The sequence below is a fragment of the Rhodopseudomonas boonkerdii genome, from assembly GCF_021184025.1.
GTDB lineage: Bacteria > Pseudomonadota > Alphaproteobacteria > Rhizobiales > Xanthobacteraceae > Tardiphaga > Tardiphaga boonkerdii.
This window is the reverse complement of record NZ_CP036537.1, coordinates 4,493,306-4,513,231: the sequence shown is the minus strand read 5'-3', so window position 1 is coordinate 4,513,231 and position 19,926 is coordinate 4,493,306. Positions and strand designations below refer to the sequence as shown.

Annotated in this window: 14 protein-coding genes; 7 read left to right on the top strand and 7 right to left on the bottom strand. The window is 62.8% G+C overall.

Annotated features, from left to right (window positions below; translation table 11 throughout):
- The first annotated feature begins 39 nt into the window (after positions 1-39).
- From E0H22_RS20715 to E0H22_RS20690, 6 genes are all read left to right on the top strand, one after another.
- Entirely contained in the window at positions 40-2,109 is a 2,070-nt protein-coding gene (locus tag E0H22_RS20715; RefSeq protein WP_233022860.1) for a cytochrome c1, read from the top strand.
- Between the two features lie 175 nt (positions 2,110-2,284).
- Positions 2,285-2,974 (top strand): dienelactone hydrolase family protein, encoded by a 690-nt coding sequence (locus E0H22_RS20710; protein ID WP_233022859.1) that lies wholly within the window; start codon positions 2,285-2,287, stop codon positions 2,972-2,974.
- Positions 2,975-2,988: 14 nt separating this feature from the next.
- Positions 2,989-3,474, top strand: a complete 486-nt coding sequence (locus E0H22_RS20705; RefSeq protein WP_233022858.1) for a GNAT family N-acetyltransferase — start codon at positions 2,989-2,991, stop codon at positions 3,472-3,474.
- Between the two features lie 55 nt (positions 3,475-3,529).
- Positions 3,530-4,009 (top strand): GNAT family N-acetyltransferase, encoded by a 480-nt coding sequence (locus tag E0H22_RS20700; protein ID WP_233022857.1) that lies wholly within the window; start codon positions 3,530-3,532, stop codon positions 4,007-4,009.
- A 205-nt stretch (positions 4,010-4,214) separates the two neighbouring features.
- On the top strand, positions 4,215-6,377 hold the full coding sequence (locus E0H22_RS20695; protein WP_233022856.1) for an anthranilate synthase component I: 2,163 nt from the start codon (positions 4,215-4,217) through the stop codon (positions 6,375-6,377).
- A 123-nt stretch (positions 6,378-6,500) separates the two neighbouring features.
- Positions 6,501-7,046, top strand: a complete 546-nt coding sequence (locus E0H22_RS20690; RefSeq protein ID WP_233022855.1) for an adenine phosphoribosyltransferase — start codon at positions 6,501-6,503, stop codon at positions 7,044-7,046.
- A gap of 127 nt (positions 7,047-7,173) precedes the next feature.
- On the opposite strand, the gene E0H22_RS20685 is transcribed toward E0H22_RS20690, so the two are convergent.
- The 4 genes from E0H22_RS20685 to E0H22_RS20670 all read right to left on the bottom strand — a co-directional run bounded on the left by E0H22_RS20685 (position 7,174) and on the right by E0H22_RS20670 (position 10,710).
- Complete coding sequence (locus tag E0H22_RS20685; RefSeq protein WP_233022854.1) at positions 7,174-7,836, bottom strand: hypothetical protein; 663 nt, start codon at positions 7,834-7,836, stop codon at positions 7,174-7,176.
- Between the two features lie 210 nt (positions 7,837-8,046).
- Positions 8,047-8,802: a P-loop NTPase family protein gene (locus tag E0H22_RS20680; RefSeq protein WP_233022853.1), complete on the bottom strand. Its 756-nt coding sequence runs from the start codon at positions 8,800-8,802 to the stop codon at positions 8,047-8,049.
- 173 nt (positions 8,803-8,975) lie between these two features.
- Entirely contained in the window at positions 8,976-10,124 is a 1,149-nt protein-coding gene (locus E0H22_RS20675) for a M48 family metallopeptidase (protein ID WP_233022852.1), read from the bottom strand.
- 25 nt (positions 10,125-10,149) lie between these two features.
- Positions 10,150-10,710 (bottom strand): LemA family protein, encoded by a 561-nt coding sequence (locus E0H22_RS20670; RefSeq protein ID WP_233022851.1) that lies wholly within the window; start codon positions 10,708-10,710, stop codon positions 10,150-10,152.
- Between the two features lie 338 nt (positions 10,711-11,048).
- Here E0H22_RS20670 and E0H22_RS20665 point away from each other — a divergent pair, with 338 nt between their 5' ends.
- The gene (locus tag E0H22_RS20665; protein WP_233022850.1) at positions 11,049-14,327 is read left to right on the top strand and encodes an autotransporter family protein; all 3,279 of its coding nucleotides are present in this window, start codon (positions 11,049-11,051) and stop codon (positions 14,325-14,327) included.
- Positions 14,328-14,477: 150 nt separating this feature from the next.
- On the opposite strand, the gene E0H22_RS20660 is transcribed toward E0H22_RS20665, so the two are convergent.
- The 3 genes from E0H22_RS20660 to smc all read right to left on the bottom strand — a co-directional run bounded on the left by E0H22_RS20660 (position 14,478) and on the right by smc (position 19,584).
- Positions 14,478-14,858 (bottom strand): COG4315 family predicted lipoprotein, encoded by a 381-nt coding sequence (locus E0H22_RS20660; RefSeq protein WP_233022849.1) that lies wholly within the window; start codon positions 14,856-14,858, stop codon positions 14,478-14,480.
- 67 nt (positions 14,859-14,925) lie between these two features.
- A complete protein-coding gene (locus E0H22_RS20655; protein WP_233022848.1) occupies positions 14,926-15,906 on the bottom strand; it encodes a small ribosomal subunit Rsm22 family protein in 981 nt (326 codons plus the stop codon).
- A gap of 213 nt (positions 15,907-16,119) precedes the next feature.
- Positions 16,120-19,584, bottom strand: coding sequence for a chromosome segregation protein SMC (gene smc / locus E0H22_RS20650; RefSeq protein ID WP_233022847.1), 3,465 nt, complete (start codon positions 19,582-19,584; stop codon positions 16,120-16,122).
- Positions 19,585-19,926: the final 342 nt, after the last annotated feature.

Genomic DNA, 19,926 nt, shown 5'->3' with positions numbered 1-19,926 from the left:
TTGCGCCGATAGTGTCGTTTCTTTCTTCAGGATCGCATCATGAGCGGACCATCCACCTACCAGCCCTCCCATCCTGCCTTGCAATGGTTTGAGAAGCGCCTGCCGCTGATCGGGCTGATTCATTCGTCTTTCATCGCCTATCCAACGCCGCGTAACCTGAATTACTGGTGGACGTTCGGCGGTATCCTCTCCTTCATGCTTGGTGTGCAGATCGTCACCGGCGTGATCCTGGCGATGCACTACACGCCGCATGTCGATCACGCTTTCAACTCGGTCGAGGCGATCGTCCGTGACGTGAACTACGGCTGGCTGCTGCGCTACCTGCATTCCAACGGCGCTTCGATGTTCTTTATCGCCGTCTATATCCACATGCTCCGCGGCCTCTATTACGGTTCCTACAAGGCCCCGCGCGAAGTACTCTGGATCCTCGGCGTTATCATCTATCTCTTGATGATGGCCACCGGCTTCATGGGCTATGTGCTGCCTTGGGGCCAGATGAGCTTCTGGGGTGCCACCGTCATCACCAACCTGTTCTCGGCCATTCCCTATGTCGGCGAGAGCATCGTGACTTTGCTCTGGGGTGGTTATGCCGTCGGCAATCCGACGCTGAACCGCTTCTTCTCACTGCACTATCTGTTGCCCTTCGTGATCGCAGGCGTCGTCGTCCTGCACGTCTGGGCGTTGCACGTGGTCGGTCAGAACAATCCGGCCGGCGTCGAGCCGAAGACCGAAAAGGACATGGTGCCGTTCACGCCCTATGCGACCATCAAGGACGGTTTCGGCATCGTCTGCTTCATGATCTTTTACGCCTGGTTCGTGTTCTACATCCCGAACTATCTCGGCGACCCCGACAACTACATCCAGGCCAATCCGGGTGTGACCCCGGCGCATATCGTGCCGGAATGGTACTACCTGCCGTTCTACGCCATCCTGCGCTCGATTCCGTCCAAGCTCGGCGGCGTTATCGCCATGTTCTCGGCGATCATCGTGCTGGCATTCCTGCCCTGGCTGGATAGTGCCAAGACGCGGTCCTCGAAGTATCGTCCGCTGGCCAAGCAGTTCTTCTGGATCTTCGTCGCGGTTTGCGTGCTGCTCGGTTGGCTCGGCGGCAAGCCTGCGGAAGGTGTCTATATCATCGCCGGCCGCGTGCTGACTTTCTGCTACTTCGCCTACTTCCTTATCGTGCTGCCCATCCTGAGCCGCATCGAGACACCACGCGCGGTGCCCAACTCGATCGCCGATGACGTGCTGGCGAAATACGGCAAGAAGGCCGGACCGATGGCGCCAGTGATCCTCGCGCTGGTGCTGGCTGGTGGCCTCGTGATGGGCGGTGCCCAGAACGCCAGGGCTGCCGAAGGCGGCCCCACCCCGCCGTCGCTGTCGTGGAGCTTTGCCGGTCCTTTCGGCACATTTGATCGTGGTGCTCTGCAGCGCGGTTACAAGGTCTACAAGGAAGTCTGCGCGACCTGCCATTCGATGAATCTCGTCCACTTCCGCAATCTCGCGGACCCCGGCGGTCCCGGCTTCTCGGCGGCACAGGCGCTGGCGGTGGCGTCCGACATCAAAGTGCAGGACGGCCCTAACGATGCCGGCGACATGTTCGAGCGTCCGGGCCGGCTCGCCGACAAGTTTCCGGCGCCGTTCCCGAACGAGAACGCGGCTCGCGCAGCCAATGGTGGCGCCTATCCGCCGGACTTGTCGCTGATGGCCAAGGCTCGCAACTATGATCGCGGCTTCCCGCAGTTCATCTTCGACTTCTTCTGGCAGTTCCAGGAAAAGGGGCCGAACTATATCGATGCCCTACTGCAGGGGTATACCGACCCGCCGAAGGACTTCCAGTTGCCGCAGGGAGCCTACTATAACAAGTACTTCCCAGGCCACGCCATCAAGATGCCGAAGCCGATCTCGGACGATCAGGTGACCTATGATGATGGCACCCCGCAGAAGGTCGAAAACTACGCCAAGGACGTGGCGACCTTCCTGATGTGGACGGCTGAGCCGCATCTCGAGGCCCGCAAGAAGCTCGGTCTGCAGGTGATGATTTTTCTGATCATCTTTGCCTTCCTGATGTATTTTACCAAGAAGAAGGTCTGGGCCAACGCGCACTGAGCGCGTTCTGGCCTGGGAAAGGAAAAAGCCCCTTCGGGGGCTTTTTTGTTGCCTGTTGTCGCACGCGACATTTAACGGCATTCCAGATGGCACGCGATGCGCGCATTTGCGTTGTCATCGTCTCGACGCCAAAATGCGTTCAACCAGCTGGATCACAAACTCCCCGGAGGACATCATGGGCTCATCCATCACTTTCAAGCGCCCCGACGGCAAGGAAGCCAAGGGCTATCTCGCCAAGGCGTCTGATGCAAAGGCCGGCAGCGCCCATGCACCGGGCGTGGTCATGATCCAGGAATGGTGGGGTCTGTCCGACCAGATCAAGGGCCTTGCCGATCGTCTTGCCCAAGAGGGCTTCGATGTGCTGGCGCCTGACCTCTATAACGGCGTGGTCGTGCCCTATCACGACACGGACGCTGCCAACAAAGAGATGAACTCGCTCGATTTCATGGATGCGACCACCCAGACCGTGCGCGGCGCCGTACAATATCTGTCTAAAGACGGTGCCAAGGTGGGCCTGACCGGCTTCTGTCTCGGTGGCGCAGTAACTGTCATCGGCGCCACCAAGATTCCAGAGCTCAGCGCTGCGGTGGCGTTCTATGGCATCCCGCCGGAGCAGGCCGCAAAGCCCGCCGATGTGCAGGTGCCGTTGCAGGGCCATTTCGCCAATCGTGACGACTGGTGTACGCCGGCAGTCGTCGATGCCTTCGCGCAGGGCCTGAAGGCGGCCGGCAAGAGCGCAGAGTTTTTCCGCTATGACGCCGACCACGCCTTCGTCAACGAGCAGCGGGCCGAGGTACACGATCTCGAAGCCGCCAAGCTGGCCTGGAGCCGAGCGACGGCGTTCTTCAAGAAGCATCTGGGGTAAGGCTCTTTGATCGGATGCTGATCCGCAAAGCGCATATCGATGAGGCGGCCAAGGCATGCGATGTCTTGCGCCGTTCCATCCTTGAGCTTTGCGGTGCCGATCACCATGACAATCCGGCGATCATCAGGCGCTGGCTAGCCAACAAGACGCCGGCGGTGGTCGGGAGCTGGATTGCCCATCCGGACAATGTCGTTCTCGTCGCAGTCGAGGGAGAAACAGTGCTCGGCATCGGCATTGTCAGAAACGATGGCGAGATTACGTGCAACTATGTCTCGCCGGATGCTCGGTTCCGGGGCGTCAGCAAGGCGATGCTGGCACTGCTCGAGACTGCCGCGCGGAGCCATGGTAATGATGTCTGCCATCTGATCAGCACCGAGACAGCCCATCGCCTTTATCTGTCTGCGGGTTATGAAGATTGCGGCGTACCGCAGGGCAAATTCGGCACGACGTCATCCTTCCCCATGCTGAAACAGCTTGCCGCCGAGTCCTCCAAACCATGATGTGTGGTCCCGTGTCGGCTTGCTGCTGCGTGGATCGCGCTTTAGGTCGGATCCCATGACAACCGATTTCACCATCTCCGATCTGCGCCGGCGGCCCGATTTTTTCGACATCGTGGCCGATCGCATCTGGCGGGCGTGGTGGAAGCGCCATGGCGTGCCGGAGGCCTATATCGTCGAGCGGCTGCGTGAAAACATGGTCGGAGCGGGGTTGCCGGTCGCACTGGTGGCGCATCGTGAGGGTGACTTTCTCGGCACTGCTTCACTGCTGGTCTCCGATCTCGACGAACGCCCCGAATATACGCCCTGGGTGGCTGCGGTCTGGACCGAGCCGGAAGCCCGCCGGCAGGGTGTAGCTCCCGGGCTGATCGAGCGGGCTTGCCGGGAGGCGCTTGAGCGAGGGCATTCGCGCGTCTACCTCTGTGCCGCCCCACCACGCCGGGCCTATTACGAGTATCTCGGCTGGACTCCTGTTGAGGATGAGGTCGGGCCGCTGAAACTGACGGTATTCATGCGGGAATGGCCGCAAATCTCTTGACCCCTTGACGTTCCCGTCCAGCCATGGCTCATTACCGCTATGAGCACCCCTGTCCGCAACTCCCGTCGTTGGTGGCGCACCTCCTAACAGAGGTGGTCGGTGCGATTTGCTCTTTTTCCAATCGTCGAAGGCCGCCATCGCAGTGCGACGGCCTTTCTCGTTTGTCCTGTGTGGCGCCTCCGGCCTGCTCCCCTAAGAGGACACGATGAACAGGACGATTTTTTCTCTCCCCACTGAGAGCGCATACAAGACTTCGGGCGGTCTGACCGTCACGCGCCACGCCGAGTTCTTCACCGGCGGCACGGCGTTGGACGATCTCATCACCCGGCTCGACCATTATCGTGGCGTGGTGCTGTCCTCGGGCACCACGGTGCCGGGCCGCTATGAGAGTTTCGATCTCGGCTTCTCCGATCCGCCGCTGCTGCTGGAAACGACGGGTTCCGAATTCACCATCACCGCGTTGAACAAGCGCGGGCAGGTGCTGATCGCCTTCCTCGCTGAAAAGCTGAACGATCCCTGCGTGGTACTCGATGGCCGCACCATGGCAAAGCTGAAGGGGCACATCGTCCGCGGCGAGGCGCCGGTGGAGGAAGATCAACGCACCCGCCGCGCCAGCGTGATGTCGCTGATCCGCGATCTCGTCGCGCAGTTGTTCTCGTCCGCCGATCCTATGCTCGGCCTCTATGGTGCCTTTGCCTATGATCTCGTCTTCCAGGTCGAGGATCTCAAGCAGAAGCGTGCGCGCGAGGCGGATCAACGCGACATCGTGCTCTACATCCCCGATCGCCTGCTCGCCTATGACCGCGCCACCGGCCGCGGCGTCGTGCTGACTTATGACTTTGCCTTCAAGGAGCGCTCCACCGAGGGCCTGCCGCGCGAGACGCCCGAGAGCGGCTATAACAAGGCGCCGCGCGAAGGCTTTGCCGATCATGCGCCCGGCCAATATCAAGAGACCGTCGAGAAAGCGCGTGCCGCCTTCGCGCGTGGCGACCTGTTCGAGGCGGTGCCGGGCCAGCTCTTCGCCGAGCCCTGCGATCGCTCCCCCGCTGAAGTATTTCAGCGCCTCTGCATCATCAATCCATCGCCTTATGGGGCGCTGATGAATCTCGGTGATGGCGAATTCCTGGTGTCCGCCTCGCCGGAAATGTTCGTGCGCTCCGATGGCCGTCGCGTCGAGACCTGTCCGATCTCCGGCACCATCGCCCGCGGCAGCGACGCTATCGGCGACGCCGAGCAGATTCGTCAGCTCCTGAATTCGGAGAAAGATGAGTTCGAGCTCAATATGTGCACCGATGTCGATCGCAACGACAAGGCGCGCGTTTGCGTGCCCGGGACGATCAAAGTGCTTGCGCGCCGGCAGATCGAAACCTACTCAAAGCTCTTCCATACTGTCGATCACGTTGAGGGCATGTTGCGCCCGGGCTTCGATGCGCTGGACGCGTTCCTCACCCATGCATGGGCCGTCACAGTCACCGGTGCGCCAAAACTGTGGGCAATGCAGTTCGTCGAGGACAACGAGCGTTCGTCGCGGCGCTGGTACGCTGGCGCCATCGGCGTGGTCGGCTTCGACGGCACGATCAATACCGGCATCACTATCCGCACCATCCGCATGAAGGACGGTCTCGCTGAAGTCCGCGTTGGCGCCACGCTGCTGTTCGACAGTGATCCGGTGGCGGAAGAGAAGGAATGCCAGACCAAGGCCGCGGCGCTGTTCCAGGCGCTGCGCGGCGATCCACCAAAGAAGCTGTCCGCCTTTGCGCCCGATGCCAGCGGCTCCGGCAAGAAGGTGCTGCTGATCGATCACGAGGACAGTTTTGTCCATATGCTGGCGGATTATTTCCGCCAGGTGGGTGCTGATGTCAGCGTGGTCAGGCATGTCCATGCGCAGACCGTGCTGAAACGCGACGAGTTCGATCTGCTGGTGCTGTCACCCGGTCCCGGCCGTCCCGCCGATTTCGGCATCTCGAAGACGCTCGATACGGCACTTGCCAAAAAACTCCCGGTGTTCGGTGTCTGCCTCGGCGTCCAGGCCATCGGGGAATATTTCGGTGGTCAGCTCGGCCAGCTCACGCAGCCCGCCCATGGCCGGCCGTCGCGAGTGCAGGTCAAAGGCGGGCAACTGATGCAGGGTCTGCCCAACGAGGTCACCATCGGCCGCTATCACTCGCTGTTCATCGAGATGCACGACATGCCCGAGGTGCTGACGGTGACCGCCACCACCGAGGATGGCGTCGCGATGGCGATCGAGCACAAGACCCTCCCGATCGGCGGCGTCCAGTTCCACCCGGAATCGCTGATGTCGCTGGGCGGGGAGGTGGGTCTGCGCATTGTTGAAAATGCGTTTCGGCTAGGCCAAAAGGCGGCCTGAACCGGTGGGCGAGGTAATCCGGAGTGTTTGTGGCATCCGGATTGCTTCGCCCCGGCCAAATTGGCTATGCCAGCTGGGCGGGACGCTCACCGCCGCCCGAATTTGACCGAAACAGAGATCATGATGACCCCTGAACTCGCTCACGACCTCAAGGCTTCCGTCCGCACGATTCGGGATTATCCGAAGCCGGGCATCCTGTTTCGTGACATCACCACACTGCTCGGCGATGCCCGCTCCTTCCGCCGCGCGGTGGATGAGCTGGTACATCCCTGGGCCGGTTCGAAGATCGACAAGGTCGCCGGCATGGAGGCCCGTGGCTTCATTATCGGCGGCGCCGTGGCGCATCAGGTATCGGCCGGCTTTGTGCCGATCCGCAAGAAGGGCAAGCTGCCGCACACCACCGTGCGCATCGCTTACTCCCTCGAATATGGCATCGACGAGATGGAAGTGCATGCGGATGCCATCAAGCCCGGCGAACGCGTGATCCTGGTTGACGACCTCATCGCCACCGGCGGCACGGCCGAAGGCGCGGTGAGGCTGATGCGCCAGATCGGCGCCGATGTGGTGGCGGCCTGCTTCATCATCGATCTGCCGGACCTCGGCGGCGCCGCGAAGCTCCGCGCCATGGATGTGCCGGTGCGGACTCTGATGACGTTCGAGGGGCACTAGGCTCCAACTGTCGTCACCCGGCTTGACCGGGTGGCCAGTAGACACGGGCTGTGAGAGGCACATTAGTGCCACCGCATACTGGATTGCCCGCTTTAGCGGGCAATGATAGCGGATGGTCTGCCCATCCTCACATCAGCAGCAGCCCCAGCTCGATCTCCCGAAACGCAAAGTAATTGCGCCGGATCCACTGATGCAGCTCCGTGGACGAATCGTGCTCCGACCGCAGATAGCCGGTGAAGGAAAAATTCAGCCGGTCGATATAGGTCTTCAGAAATGGCGGCAGTGCAGCGACGTGCAGCATCTTTCCTTGCGCGAGCACTGGCGGAATCTCCCCGCGCAGGACTTGCTCATTGTCGATCACATAGAGCGCGCGCTGCGGATATTGCTGTTGCAGCATCGTATAGGCGCGCAGCGATGCGCGGTCGCTGTCGCCCATGAACAGCACGATCGGCGCCACGCCGCGGCGGGCGGCTTCCTTCGCAAAGCCGATTTCCGCCGTCATTCTGAAGAATTCGTCGAAGGCGTGGTAGCCGAGGTCGATCACCTTCGCCATGTCGTCATGGACGATCAGCCGATCCATCAGCGCCATCTTGCCGAAGGTGTCGTCGATATCGGCCGTTTCGGTCAGCCGGGGCAGGAAGTCGAGTAGCGACGGTTCCTTCAAGCTGACATCAAAGGCGGTGACGCCGCCACGCTGCAGCTTGAGAAACTCCGTCAGCAAACGCGCCATCAGGGTCTTGCCGACCTGTGGGCGTGTCGAACAGATGATGTAGACGGGTGTGCGCGGCATGGGGCGAGTATATCGGGGGAATGCGCGCGAGGCTCAAGCCTCTGTCTTCACCTCTCCCCGCCGGGGAGAGGTCGATCCGGCGAAGCCGGAGCGGGTGAGGGGGCACGGGCAGAGTTTGTGGCACCCTCTCACCCGAAACCTTCGCTTCGCCATGGTTTCGACCTCTCCCCGGTAGGGAGAGGTGTGGAGAGAGAGGGGCTTGTGAAGTTCTTACTGCTCGCCCGGCGTGCGCGCACCCGGCTTGTCGTGCACGATATCCGTCAGCTTGATGCGATCGAACTCGCTCCAGACATTGGCGAGCCAATGGCGGACATAGCCGCGCAGCACGAAGGAGTAATTCGCGCTCTCGTCCTGCGGGCCCTTGTTGGCGACGAATTTCAGGAATGGCACGCTGGAGACTTCCACCTGCTCATAGGCCATCTCGTTCAGCTTCGGGATGGTGATCTCGGTCGCACCCTTGATCTTGTGGAAATAGGAGTTGTAGGTCGCCTGGTCCCACTCGAAGAAGCTGGTGTTGTTGATGAAGTTCTTCACCAAAAAATACTTTGCGCCGTCCATGAAGCCGGCGGTCTCGGCGATTTCGTCCAGCGAGGCGATCGAGGGGCCCAGTATATGGAACACCGCGAAGGTGATCTGGCCGGATTTCGCGGCGTCAAGAAAGCCGATATCGCGCAGCGAGGCGAGGGCGGGCGAGAGCAGGCCTGCGCGGACGTCGATCACGGTGACCGATGGAGCCACGGTGTTGAGCGTATCGAAAATCTTCATCTGGTCCGAGGTGGTCGTCATGTCGACGATCTCGGTGATGTCCGGGTGGAAGCGCTTCAACGTGCCGCGCGGCGATTCGGTATCGAAGGCGCGCGTTGCGACATTGTTGGCGCTGAAATAGTCCAGAACGGTCCGCGATACCGTGGTCTTGCCGACCCCGCCCTTGTCCGCGCCGACGACGATGACTGCTGGCTTCGCCATGAAATTCCCTTAACTGCTCTGGATCCCAAAGACACGAGCGAGACTCGCGCGATGCGCAGTGTACCCCATGCCTGCTTTGGGCGCGAACATGGCAGAAAGATGGGGGAATTCAATCGGCGGTTGGCGGCGGATGCCGGAAATCATTGGGGAATTCGTCGGGGGGCTCAGGCGCTTCAGGCGTGTTTGCCCCACGGGCCCTGCGTCGGGGCCGGCGGCGTGCCTCCGGCCTGACCAGCGTCGGTCCAAGGCCCCCGAGGGGATGCCTCGCTTTCCGGCAGGACCGGCGCCTCTTCCTCTGCCGCCTCGCCGGGCAGCGCGAGCGGGCCGGGATCATGCCCGCCGGCATATTTGATCAGGGCGGCGACCCGCGCATCCACCGACGGATGTGTCGCGAAAATATCCGCAAAACCCGAGCGCGGATTGTCCACGCACATCTCCATCACGGCGGAGGTCGCGCCCGGCAGCTCGCCGCGATTCTCGATCTTGCGCAGGGCCGAGATCATGGCATCAGGGTTCTTGGTCAGCTCGACCGCGCCGGCGTCGGCCATGAACTCGCGCGAGCGCGACAGTGCCGTCTTGATCACCTGCGACAGCAGCCAGGCGACCGCCAGCAGCACCACCGCGATGATGATGGCGAAGAAAGCTCCACCGCCGCCTTTGCTGTCGCCCGACGATGACGACGATTGCGACGATGAGCGGTTGGACGAGAACCGGAAGTTGCCATTTGAAAACGACCGGAACAACAGTTCGGCGAACAGGCCGACCACGCCAGCGATGATGCCGGCGATCACCATCAGTTGCACGTCGCCATTGCGGATATGGGTCAGCTCATGGCCGAGCACGGCCTCGATCTCGTCGTCGTCGAGATTGCGCAGCAGCCCGGTGGTGACCGTCACCGAATATTGCCGGGCGTTGAGGCCGGTGGCGAAGGCGTTCAGCGCATCGTCCGGTATGATCTTCAGCTTCGGCGTCGGGATGCCGCGTGAGATGCACAGATTCTCCAGCAGGTTGTACAGCCGCGGCTGCTCTTGCCGTGTCACACTTTCGCTGCCGGTAATGACGTCGATCATCTTCTGATGACCGAAGTAGGAGATGACGATCCAGCCGATGGCACCCGCGGTAGCGAAAGGCATCGCCCACAACAGATCCCGCCACGCATGGCTCAAATAATAAGCCAGCGTGCCGCGGCTGTTGCTCCACACTTCCAGCACCAGCGCGGCGGCGAACACGACCACATAGACCAGGACGAACAGGCCCGCGAGCAGCAGCATCGAACGCGTCTTGTTCGATGCGATATGCGTATAGAGACCATAAGCGGCCATGATGCGCTGCCGGTTAAGACCGCGGTCAGAACTTGACCGACGGCACCGCCTCGACCTGAGTGCGCGCCTCGCCGAGATCGAAGAACTGTTTTGCGTGGAAGCCCAGCGCGCCGGCGAACAGGGCGGCGGGCAATTGCTGGATTCCGGTGTTGTATTCGGACACGGCATTGTTGAAGAAGCGGCGCGACGCTGCGATCTTGTTCTCAATGTCCGAGAGCTCGCTCTGCAGCTGCTGGAAATTCGTATTGGCCTTGAGGTCCGGATAGGCCTCCGACAGGGCGATAAGCCGGCCCAGTGCGCCGGAGAGTTGCTGCTCGGCAGCGGAGACTTGGCCTGGCCCCTGTGCCTGCATCGCCGAATTGCGCGCCTTGATGACGTCGTCGAGCGTGCCGCGCTCATGCGAGGCATAGCCCTTCACGGTCTCGACGAGGTTCGGGATCAGGTCGTGGCGCATCTTCAGCTGCACGTCGATGTCGGCGAAGGCCTGATCGACCCGTTGCCGCAGGGCGACGAGCTGGTTGTAGGTCATGAACAGAAAGACGGCGATGACCACGATCACGCCGAGAACGATCCAGCCGGTCGACATTGAGTGAAGCTCCCCAGAGAAATCACAGGTGCCGCAGCGTAGCCGATTGCGCTGCCCTGCGGCAGCCATTGGTCGCCGGAAGGGGCAAATACGTTCAATGGAGCGAATGCCCTGGGCAGTCATTCCGGGGTGAGAGATAGCCAGCGACGGCGCGCATCCACCCCTGTATGCACGCGACGATAAATGTGCGATTCCGCGCACCGTTGCATCTATGCATCAGCCGCCATGTGTCCGCAGCAAATGGCTTGCGGGTTGGCGCTGGTGCGGGATTTGTCACCTGACTGTCATCCCCGAAACCTAATGAGCCTTAACTTTCCTTTGGGCTGAGGTTGGGACTGATGTGGGAATGGCGTAACGGCGCGAGCCGGCTTGCGATGGGTGTGGTTGTAGCGGCGCTGTTCGCGCCGATGACGGTGGAGGCTGCATCCTTCACGGTGACGATCGGCACCACGGATACGGCGGCAAAAACGCTGACGACGACCGACACCGGCACCGTGCAGAGCGGCGCCACCCTTGCGGTGACGGGCGTTGCGATCACCACGTCGGGCGTGTCGAGTGCCCCCGGTACCACGATCAACAATGCCGGTACGATCACGGCGACGGGCCGCGGTATCGATCTGACGGGCGCTGCGACACCGCGCAATATCACCCTGAACAATTTCACCGGCGCGCTGATTTCGACTGTCGATGATGCGTTCCGCCTTAACACGTCGATTGGCAACGGTACCGTCGCCATCAACAATTCCGGTACGATCGTGTCGAGTACGGGCCGGGTGTTCAGCTTTGCCAACAATACCTCGCCCACCGGAACGGTCCTGATCAACAACGATTCGACTGGCATCCTGCGTGCGCTTGTCGGCGATGTGATCCGGCCGGGTTCCGGCACGACGGTGATCACCAATAGCGGGTTGATCGATTCCACAGCATCGGCCAATCGCGCCATCAATATGAACGTGGCCGATCTGGCGACGGTCGCGTCGTTTCAGGTGATCAACAAATCCGGCGGCATCATTCAATCTCTCGACGATGCGATCCGCATCACCGGTACCGCGGGCACGACGACAACGAGCGGAACTTTCGTGATCGACAATGCCGGCACGATCCAGACGCTTGGTACAGGATCGGGGCAAGCGATCGACTGGCGCGATCTCAACTCAGCCAATGCGACGGTCAGGATCATCAACAGGGCCACGGGCATCATCAGTGCCGCGGACAATGATGCGATCCGGCCCGGCCTCAATACGGTCATCGAGAACTACGGACAGATCATCGCGTATGGGGTGACATACAGCACCAGCGTCGGCGGCGTACGGCCATCGGCAGACGCGATTGACTTCGGGGCGCGTAGCGGCACCGTCTACAACTATGCCGGCGGTCTGATCTCGGGTGCCAAGAACGGCACAGCATCCGATCTCGGCGGCGACATCACGGTCTACAACTATGCCGGCGCGACCATCATCGGTCGGAACGGCGCAGGTGTCGGGTCTGGCGGCAATGCAACGATCTTCAATTACGGGACCATCACCGGCGCCATCGACGGTGTTTCGACCCGCAGCGACGGCGATGGCATCGATGTCGATTTCCGGGCGGATATTGTCAATTACGGCCTGATTCAGGGCACCGGCGCGCGCGGCTACGATTCGGGCAATCGCCTCAACAACAGCGAAGGCATCGCTTTCGGCGGTGGCACGGTTCAGAATTACGGAATGATCAGCGGCGCAGGGGCCGGCATCGTCGCCAACAACGATTCCAACACGGACAATACGCGCAGCGGTGTCGCCGCCACGACCATCACCAACTACGCGTCGGGCACCATCGTTGGCCAGTCCAGCTATGCGATTCGGTTCGAGAACAAGACCGGCACGTCAGCCGACAACGACACCATCGTCAATTACGGCACCATCATCGGAAACGGCGTGATTCCCAATCCGAATGGCGTTGTACTGCTCGGCGACGGAACGGTCGATCCGGCCAATGGCACGCTCAACGGCGTGACCTATGGGGCCGGCTCGGCCCGTTTCATCCGCGGCGACGGCTCGGCGATCCAGATGGGTGAGGGCAACGACGTCCTCACCAATTACGGCACCATCATCGGCAATACCGGCCGTGCCGTGAACATGGAAGGTGGTAACGACACCGTCAACATCATGAAGGGCTCGCGCATCGTCGGCCTGGTCGATGGCGGTGCCGGCACCAATACGCTGAACTACAACAAGGTCGGTCTCGGTGAAGCCAACCGTGCCGCGCTGATGGCAGGACAGACCGTCAATATCGGCGGCACGCTCTATACGTCGTTCCAGATCGTCAACGCCAATGCGCCGTCATTCTCTGCGCTCGCCGGCGCCAGCGCGGCGGGAATCGCCAATCTGTTCGACAATCTGCCGCTTAACGCGACCGGTCTGGGTGTGGTCGACATGCTCGACAAGGTCGCCAGCTCGGGCGATGTCAGCGCGGCGCTGAGCCAGCTGACACCGTCGAGCTATCAGAGCCTCGGCCGTATCGGCATGAACAATGTGCAGCAGACCACCTCGCTGGTCGGTCAGCACTTGACGCAGAACCGCATCAACGGTCTCGGCACCGATGTGTCCGGCCTCGGCAACGCGCTGGCGATGTTCGACGGCGGCATGTTCGATCGCAGCTTTGGCGGCGATCGTGCACTGGCGGCCGTGATGGCGTTCCCTGGCAGCGCGGGCTCCTCGCTCGCTGAAGCCGGCTGGGGCGCCGGCGTGGCTGACGCCATGGCCTATGCGCCCATCAACAAGGCTCCGGCGCTGCGCCCGATTGCGGTCACTGCGGATCACGGCTTCTTCGTCACGTCGGGGGCCAGCTTTGCTCGGGAAGGCGCTCGCGCGGATGCGCCGGGCTTCAAGGCGAATACCGTGAATGTGCTGGCCGGCTACGACCAGCGCCTCAGCGACAGCATCGTCGCCGGCGTGTTCGGCGGCTATGCCTTCACCCGCGGCAACACCGACGGCAATGGCAGCAATGCCCGCATCTCCACCGGCACCATCGGCGGCTACGGCACCTATCAGGCGCCGACCTGGTTCGCGACCCTGATGGGTCTGTACGGCTTCAGCGACTACACTACCTCGCGTGTTGCGCTCGGCTCCTTCAACGATGCGAAGTTCAGTGGCGATCACTATGCGATCCGCGGCACTGTCGGCACCGACATCCGCGTCTCGGGCTGGGTGGTGACGCCGGAGATCGGCCTGCAATATATGCGGGTGATGACCGACGGCTTCACCGAACGCGGCGGCGCGGCTGCGTTGATTGTCGGCAGCGACAGCGCGGAATCGCTGCGCTCCAGCGTCGGCGCGCGTTTTGCTTATGATTATGCGTATAACGGCGGCGTGCTGACGCCGGAGCTGCGCTTGGCCTGGCTGCACGAATTCAGCGACGGCGTCCGTGGCATCAATGCGAGCTTCGCGGATACGACGTTGCCGGGCTCGTTCGTCACGGCGACGGCGTCAGGCATCCGCGATCGCGGCGTGCTCGGCGCAGGTCTCTCCGGCAAGCTGGCGCCGCTCACAGTGCTGTCGGTGAACTATGACGCCATCATCGGCGGCAGCGATGCGGTGACGCATCAGGTGATGGGCCGCATCAAGCACGCGTTTTAAAAGTATCGATCGTGTCCCGGACGCGGTGCGGCATTCTTATGGCGCTCCGCAGAGCCGGGACCGTATCAAGCTCCGGCATTTGCAACGGCCCCGGCTCGGCAGAGCAGCGCAAGAGCGCTGCACCGCGTCCGGGGCACGTGCTCGTGAGCCCTACGGCGTCGCTAGATGCCAGGCGCCGTTCAGGAAGCCGTCGCCATTGATCTGGCCCGGTGCCGTGTCCTTCTTGAAGGTGTAGAGCGGCTTGCCTTTATAGGCCCACATCTTCTTGCCGTCGTCGCGCACCACGATGGTCATGTCGGCGGTGGGTTTGGCGCTGTCGGCGGCGAATAGCGGCGGCCAGTTTTCGGCGCAGGGGCCGTTGCACATGGACTTGCCGCCGGCATCCTTGTCGAAGGTGTAGAGCGTCATGCCCTTGTCGTCGACGAAGGTCTTTCCCTTCGGCGTATCGGCGGTCTTCAGCATCTGCGCCGATGCGGCAGAGGCAGTGAACAGCACGGCGAGCGCAGCAAGCGCTGTGAATGGTTTGATCATGAGCGGTACTCCCTGATGAACGATGCAACGCAGTCGCGTCAGGAGTAGGAACGCTCGCAAGAGAGGATTATTCCGATAACGGTTGTTCGAAAACCGCATCGCCCCAGTCGAGTTTGCGGAACTTACCGTAGAGTGGCTTGTCACGCTTCGGCGCAACGGCGGCGATGACCCCGCTCTCTGTGCAGAGCTTTGCCGTGATTGCGATCTTTGTCGTCACCGGTTGTGCCAGTACGCGCGAGGGGCGCAGGGTGACTGGCGCGCGTGAGACTGCGAGATAGATAAATTTCTCGTCCTCATAGGGAAGTTCTGCGGATTTAAGTTGTTTATGCACGCGGGAGCGCTGCAGCCGCTGGCTGAAATGGCACCAGTCCGGCTTCACCAGCGGACATGGCTCGTCATGCGGACACGGCGCGATCACATGTGCGCCCGCTCGGATGAGCTGCACGCGCGCTTCGAGGACGCGTTGATATCCGGATGGCGTGCCCGGCTCGACGATGAGCAGCGTGTCATTCGCCTTTGCCCACATCGCTTTAACAAGCCGTTCGCGCGCGGCGTCGGTGAGTTCATTGATGACATAGCTGGCGATGACGAGATCTGCAGGGAGCGCTTCTGCGATCTTCACAGTGGCATCGCCGAGTGTGTAGTCGATGCTGCGGTCGTTCTCGCGTGCCAGCTCCATTGCGAGCGCGCGCAGCGCCGGATTGGCATCGAGCAGAACGAATGATGCCAGAGACTCGAACGCTTCAGCGCAGGCCCATGTCGCCGTCCCCGGGCCAGCGCCGCAATCAAGCAATGAGGTCGGTGCGAAGTCAGGCCTGATCCACTGCAGAGCATTGAGGCTCGCGATTACAGCCGCATAGGTCGCCGGCATGCGTGCCAGCGCGTAGGCCAGCGCATCGCTCTCGTTACGGATCGTCGCGGAGCCGCCGCCGGCGCGATAGGTTTTGGAGATGGTGTCGGAGCGTTGCGCCGCGTCCGCACGCGAGACGCCTTGCAGGCGGGCGGCGAGCGTTGCCGTGAGATAGGCGGGAACATCGGGTGAGGTCATCTAAGCCGCGACGCTCCTCTGATCCCTCCCTCAAGCGGCGAAGCCGCGCCGTGGGGAGGGTGGATCGAAGCGAGCGTTCAGCGAGCTTCGAGACGGGTGGGGTGCTTCCACAAATGCCGTACCGTGGGGCTCCCCACCCGGCGCTACGCGCCACCCTCCCGGCTGCGCCGCTGCGCGGCTGGGGGGAGGGAGACCATCAGCATCGCGTATTAATTACGCCACTTCCTGATCGAGGATCTTCACCGCGTTCTCCAGATCCACCGACACCAGTTGCGACACGCCGCGTTCCGCCATGGTCACGCCGTAGAGGCGATGCATGCGGGCCATGGTGATCGGGTTATGCGTGATGGTGATGAAGCGCGTATCCGTGGTGTTGATCATCTCGTGCAGCAGGCTGCAGAATCGCTCGACGTTGTGATCGTCCAGCGGCGCGTCGACTTCGTCCAGCACGCAGATCGGCGACGGGTTGGTGAGGAACACCGCGAAGATCAGCGCCAGCGCGGTCAGTGCCTGCTCGCCGCCCGACAGCAGCGACAGCGACTGAGGCTTCTTGCCCGGCGGTTTGGCGATGATGTCGAGGCCGGCTTCGAGCGGATCGTCGCTCTCGATCAACTTCAATTCCGCTTCGCCGCCGCCGAACAGTTCGACGAACATGCGCTTGAAGTGGGTGTTGACGCTGTCGAACGAGGTCATCAGGCGCTCGCGCGCTTCCTTGTTCAGGCTCTGGATGCCGGTGCGCAGCTTCTTGATGGCTTCGACGAGATCGTCGCGCTCGGTGGTCAGCGTGCCGTGTGTGCCCTCGATCTCGTTGAGCTCTTCCTCGGCGCGCAGGTTGACGGCGCCGAGACGTTCGCGGTCGCGGCGCATCTTTTCGAGCTCGGTCTCGACCTCGTGCAGATCCGGCAGCTTGTCCTCGGCGCGCACTTCGGCGAGCGCCGCGACGCCTTCCGGCTCCACTTCCAGCATGTCGCGGATTTCGCGTTCGATGTCCTCGAGGCGGCGCTTGCCGCTTTCCATGCGCTCTTCCGAACGCGCACAGGCCTCGCGCGCCTGCGACAGGAACTCGATGGAGGTGCGGGCCTCGCGGTCGGTCTCGCGCATCATGTTCTCGGCGGACTGCAGTGCGTTGGCCGCGAGCTGGCGGGCCTGCTCGGCATTCTCGACTTCCGAGATCAGCGCGCGGCGTTTCTGCAGGAACAGGGCGGGAGCGTCTTCCAGCTCGGCGCGCTCGCGTACCAGTTCGGCCTGGCGCGCCGCCACGGTCTCGATCTGCGACGCAGCCGAGGTCTTGCGGTTCTGCCAGTCATTGCGCTCGGCGATGATCGCCTGCACGCGGCGATCGGCCAGTTCGGCCTCGCGGGCCAGCGCCTGCGCCTCGGCGCGCACCTGCGCCGCCGCGCGGCGATGGCCCTCGATCTCGTTGCGGACGTCGGTGAGCCTGGCTTCGGCATCCGCCGTCTCCGGCAGCTCTTCCAGCGCCATATGCGCGCTTTCCAGCCCAGCTTCGGCCTCCATCCTGTCGTTCGACAAGCGAGACTGCGCTTCGGTCAGCGTTGCGCGCCGCGCCGCATGTCGGTTGATCTCGCGCTCGGCATTGGCATGGCGTTCACGGGCCTGATCGACCTCGCGGCGGGCATTGCGCAGCGCCTCGCGCGATGCGCCCTCAGCCGCGGCCGCAGACTTCAGCGCCTGTTCGGCCGCTTCCAGCGCCTCGCGCTTGGCGATGGCATCCAGCTTGGCGTTTTCAAGATCGGCTTCGATATCCGTCAGGCGCGCACGCTCGGCAAGGCGGCGGGCTGCGCCGGTCGGCGCGTGCGCGCCGGCGACAAAGCCGTCCCAGCGCCAGACGTCGCCTTCCAGCGTCACGAGGCGCTGGCCGGTCTTGAGCTGCGCGACGAGCGCGGCGCCCTGATCCTTGGTGACGATGCCGATCTGCTTCAGACGGCGCTGCAGTTCCGGTGGCGCGGTGACATGCTGTGCCAGCGACTCCACACCTTCGGGGAGGACGGGATCGTCAGCCGGCATGCCGGCGTCGGTCCAGCGCATCGGCGCGGAGGGATCGACGGGCGCATCGAGATCGTCGCCGAGCACGGCGCCGATGGCTTTTTCATAGCCCTTGGTGACGCTGACGCCGTCGATGATCGGCGGCCACAGATTCTTGGTCTCGCCGTTGAGGATTTTCGAAATCGTGCGCGCTTCGGTCTCGAGGCGCTGCACCTTCTTGTCGGCTTCCACCAGCGGCGCACGCGAGGCTTCCAGCGTCTGCCGGGCGGCCACATGCGCAGCCTCGTTCTCGGCCACGGAGGTTTCCGCCTGCAGCAGGATCTCCTGCGCGGTCTCCATCAGCATGGCGAGTTCGTCGAGATCGCCGAAGCCCGAGGTCTGCGCTGTCAGCGCGTCGATCTCGCTTTCGACGCGAGCAATTTCCTCGGACAGCCGCGTCAGCCGGTCGGCCTGGCTGCGCACATTCGACTGCAGCTGGTTGCGCTTCGCCGTCATGTCGGCATGGGCAGTGGTCAGTTCGGTGAAGGTGCGCTCGGCCGCGGCCAGCACGGCCTCGGCCTCGGAGACGCGCTCGTCGACGCCGCCACGCAGCTCGACTCGCTGCATGATCTCTTCCTTGATCATGGCGTCTTCTTCTTCGAGCCGCAGCAACGCGAAGTCGGCGTCTTCCGCCTGCTTCATTTCGCGGGCGACGTCGGCCTCGAACTGGTTGAGGCGACGATCGAGCTCGGCGGCGCGCTCCTTGGCGCGCTCTTCCTCGCGGTCAAGCAGGTCACGGGCGTTGGTCAGGCGTTGCAGGCCGGCGGCCGCGGCGGCTTCAGCCTCGCGCAGCGCCGGCAGCTCGGAGGCGCGGATCGCCTGGATGCGCGCCGATTCGCCCTGAATCCGTGTCGCTTCGGCGAGCTCCAGCGTGTTGCGGTCATGGGTCGATGCGGCATCGGCATTGTCCGCATGCGCCTGCACCCAGCGCAGGTGATACAGCATGGCCTCGGCCTTGCGCACCTTGGCGGCCACTTCGCGGAAACGCGTGGCCTGGCGGGCCTGCTTCTTCAGGCCTTCCATCTGGCCCGAGAGCTGCCCGATCACGTCCTCGACGCGGGTAAGGTTGGTCTCGGCGGCCTTGAGGCGCAGCTCGGCCTCGTGGCGGCGGGCATGCAGGCCGGCGACGCCGGCGGCGTCTTCCAGCACGCGGCGGCGCTGTTCAGGCTTGGCCTGGATGATTTCGCCGATCTTGCCCTGGTGTACGAGGGCCGGCGAGCGCGCGCCGGTCGCGGCGTCTGCAAACAGGATCTGCACGTCGCGGGCGCGCACGTCGCGGCCGTTGATGCGGTAGTTCGAGCCATTGTCGCGCTCGATGCGGCGGGTGATTTCGAGGATTTCGGCGTCATTGACCATGGCCGGCGCGGTGCGGTCGGCATTGTCGATGGTCATGGTGACTTCGGCATGGTTGCGCGAGGCGCGGTTGCCGGAGCCGGCAAAGATCACCGCTTCCATGTCGGTGGCGCGCAGCGATTTGTGCGAGGTTTCGCCCATCGCCCAGCGCAGCGCTTCCACGAGATTGGACTTGCCGCAGCCATTGGGGCCGACGACGCCGGTCAGGCCGGGTTCGATCATGAAATCGGTCGGTTCGACGAACGACTTGAATCCGTTCAGGCGCAGGCGCGTGAGTTTCATGTAAGCGGTACTCTGAAATTAGCCCAATCTGGCTAGTCTTCGGCCACAAACCGCGAATCCCTCAGCGCAAACAATAGCATGGAAGCCATCCCCGCGCCGCCCCGGGACTCACGGGCACGGCTCTCAATTGGGCCCGACAATGGCGAGACGAGGGCGGGGGGGCAACCGCGGAACCTGGGTTGTCCCAAGGGTTTTGCGGGGGATAAGGGGCGGGGAGATTGGGAAAAGGGCTTGTTTTGTAGGGTGGGGCCCTGCCGATAACAGGCAAATTCAGCCAGCCACTTCGATGGCAACCCGCTGACGCATCTACGTCGGTTAAGGGCTCGTCTAGAAAAGACGTTG